Source organism: Actinoplanes sp. NPDC051633 (assembly GCF_040681735.1).
In the GTDB taxonomy this organism is placed as follows: Bacteria; Actinomycetota; Actinomycetes; order Mycobacteriales; family Micromonosporaceae; genus Actinoplanes.
On sequence record NZ_JBFAZH010001025.1, the window covers coordinates 1 to 2,788 of the forward strand.

Here is a 2,788-nt window from a genome sequence, read left to right on the forward strand (position 1 = left end):
CCGGCCTCGGCCGCGTTGGACGCCTCGACGACGACCCGCTGGTCGAGCCTGTTCAGCGATCCACAGTGGATCCAGGTGGATCTCGGTGCGACGTACACGGTGTCCCGCGTACGCCTGCTGTGGGAAGCCGCCTACGGCTCCGCGTACCAGATCCAGACCTCGACGAACGGCAGCACCTGGACCACCGCGCGGGCGGTGACCGGGGGCAACGGCGGCGAGGACGACAACACCGCGCTGAACGCGCAGGCGCGCTACGTGCGCATCAACGGCACCACCCGGGCCACGGCCTGGGGCTATTCGCTGTTCAACCTCGAGGTGTACGGCAGCTGACCCCGCCGCTCTCCCCCAGCACAGCCGCTTCCCCAGCACAGGAGGTTCCATGCGTAAGCTCTTGGCCGCCGCGACGACCCTGGTCGCCCTGGCCGCCGGCACGTTCACCGCATCCCCCGCGTCCGCGGCCGACACCCCCTACGACGTCCTGGTGTTCTCCAGGACGGCCGGGTTCCGGCACGATGCGATTCCCGCAGGCATCCAGACGATTCGCGATCTGGGCGCCGCCAACAACTTCACGGTCACCGCGACCGAGGACGCCGCCGCCTTCACGACCGGCAACCTGGCCGGGTACGAGTCGGTCGTCTTCCTCAACACCACCGGCGACGTGCTCAACGACGCGCAGCAGACGGCCTTCGAGGCGTACGTCCGCGGCGGCGGCGGGTACGTCGGTGTGCACGCCGCGGCCGACACCGAGTACGGCTGGCCCTTCTACGGTCAGCTGGTCGGGGCGTACTTCCACTCGCACCCGGCGATCCAGCAGGTGACCGCGCGCGTCCAGGACCGGGCGCATCCCAGCAGCGCCCACCTGCCGCAGGCGTGGACCCGCACGGACGAGCTCTACAACTACCAGAGCAACCCGCGCAGCAGCGCACACGTGCTCGCCACGCTCGACGAGTCGACGTACTCGGGCGGCAACATGGGCGCCGACCACCCGATCGCCTGGTGCAAGACGGTCGACAACGGACGGTCGTGGTACACCGGATTCGGGCACACCCAGGCCTCGTACGCGGAGCCGAACTTCCGCAGCCACCTGCTCGGCGGCCTGCGCTACTCGGCCGGCCGCGCCAAGGCCGACTGCCGTCCCGAGACCGGATACACCCCGCTGTTCAACGGCAGCACCACCGGCTGGTCGCAGGCCGGGCCGGGCAGCTTCACCAACAGCGACGCCACCCTGAGCTCGGTCGGCGGCATGGGCCTCTACTGGTATTCCGCCAAGCAGTTCACGTCCTACTCGCTGAAGGCCGACTGGCGTCTGACCGGCGACAGCAACTCGGGCATCTTCGTCGGCTTCCCCAACCCGGGCAACGATCCGTGGGTGGCGGTCAACCAGGGCTACGAGGTGCAGATCGACGCCACCGACGCGGCCGACCGCACCACCGGCTCGATCTACACCTTCAAATCGGCCGACATCGCGGCCCGCGACGCCGCGCTGAACCCGCCCGGCGAGTGGAACGCCTACGAGTTGCTCGTCGAGGGCCAGCGGATCCGGGTCTACCTGAACGGCCGGCTGGTCAACGACTTCACCAACACCGACCCGGCCCGCAACCTGGACGGCTACATCGGCATCCAGAACCACGGCGCCGGCGACCAGGCCGCGTTCCGCAACATCCGGGTCAAGGAGCTCACCGGGCAGCCGCCGGTGACGAACCTGGCGCTCAACAAGGCGGCCACCGCGTCGAGCGTCGAGAACGCGAGCTACCCGGCCTCGGCGGCGGTGGACTCGTCCACGAGCACCCGCTGGTCGAGCCAGTTCAGCGACCCGCAGTGGATCCAGGTCGACCTCGGTGCGACGTACACGGTGTCCCGCGTGCGGCTGCTGTGGGAGGCCGCCTACGGCTCCGCGTACCAGATCCAGACCTCGGCCAACGGCAGCACCTGGACCACCGCGCGGTCGGTGACCGGGGGCAACGGCGGCGAGGACGACAACACCGGGCTGAGTGCGCAGGCCCGCTATGTGCGGGTGCTCGGCACCAGCCGGGCCACCCCGTGGGGTTACTCGCTCTACAGCTTCGAGGTCTACGGCACCTGACCGGGCGGCGGGCCGCCGTCGGACTCCGGCGGCGGCACCCGCTCGATCGACCAGTTGGAGACCAGGTAGCGGATCCCGTTCGCCCGGGCGGTCCGATCGCCGAGCAGGGCGGGGTCGAATCTCGATCCGCCCTTCCATGCGCCGATCCGCGGCCGGTGGCCGGTGAGCGCCTCGATGCGGGCGATCGGATCGATCACCTCCCGCCGCACGGTCAGCGGGATGACCTCCGAGACCGTCGCGTGGGTGGCGGTGTGGAAGCCGATCTCGTGCGCGGTGGCGATCTGGCGCCATTCGTCGTCGGTCACGTTGGCCAGGCTCGGGTCGTAGTGGTCGAACAGCGGGAAGAAGTACGCCCGCAGCCCGAGGTTCGCGCACTCCTCGGCGCCGAACAGGGCGGCGTCGCGCATCCCGTCGTAGAAGGCGACGAACACGCGTGGCCCGTCGGCCGGCGCGGGCTCGTCCGGGTCGTACCGCGGGCCGAGGCCGGCGACGTGGCGCAGGTCCCGGCGCACCGAGTCGCGGTGCTCGGCGGCGATCTCGTGGAAGTTCAGGGCCACGATCGGTGACCGGCTCAGCGCGGCGCTGTGCGCGCGGGTCCACCGGGTCACGGCGCGAGCTCCTCGCCGAGGGCGGACTGCAGCCGGTACGCGTCGAAACTGAACAGCCGCAGGGTGTCCAGGTCGATGCCCAGGTCGGCGGCGGCCC

The 2,788-nt window shown here is 70.7% G+C and carries 3 protein-coding genes; 2 read left to right on the plus strand and 1 reads right to left on the minus strand.

Going from position 1 to position 2,788, the window contains the following annotated elements; genetic code table 11:
- Positions 1–330 (plus strand): discoidin domain-containing protein (locus AB0M20_RS36275; protein ID WP_364305158.1); only part of this gene is annotated, 330 nt, incomplete at its 5' end.
- A gap of 49 nt (positions 331–379) precedes the next feature.
- A complete protein-coding gene (locus AB0M20_RS36280; RefSeq protein WP_364305160.1) occupies positions 380–2,083 on the plus strand; it encodes a ThuA domain-containing protein in 1,704 nt (567 codons plus the stop codon).
- On the opposite strand, the gene AB0M20_RS36285 is transcribed toward AB0M20_RS36280, so the two are convergent.
- Positions 2,071–2,691, minus strand: coding sequence for a polysaccharide deacetylase family protein (locus AB0M20_RS36285; RefSeq protein ID WP_364305162.1), 621 nt, complete (start codon positions 2,689–2,691; stop codon positions 2,071–2,073). The two genes, AB0M20_RS36280 and AB0M20_RS36285, sit on opposite strands and share 13 nt — an antisense overlap.
- Positions 2,692–2,788: the final 97 nt, after the last annotated feature.

Bases quoted from the DNA above. Each gene is read 5' to 3' on its own strand.
- AB0M20_RS36280 (WP_364305160.1), top strand. From the start codon at position 380: ATGCGTAAGCTCTTGGCCGCCGCGACGACCCTGGTCGCCCTGGCCGCC.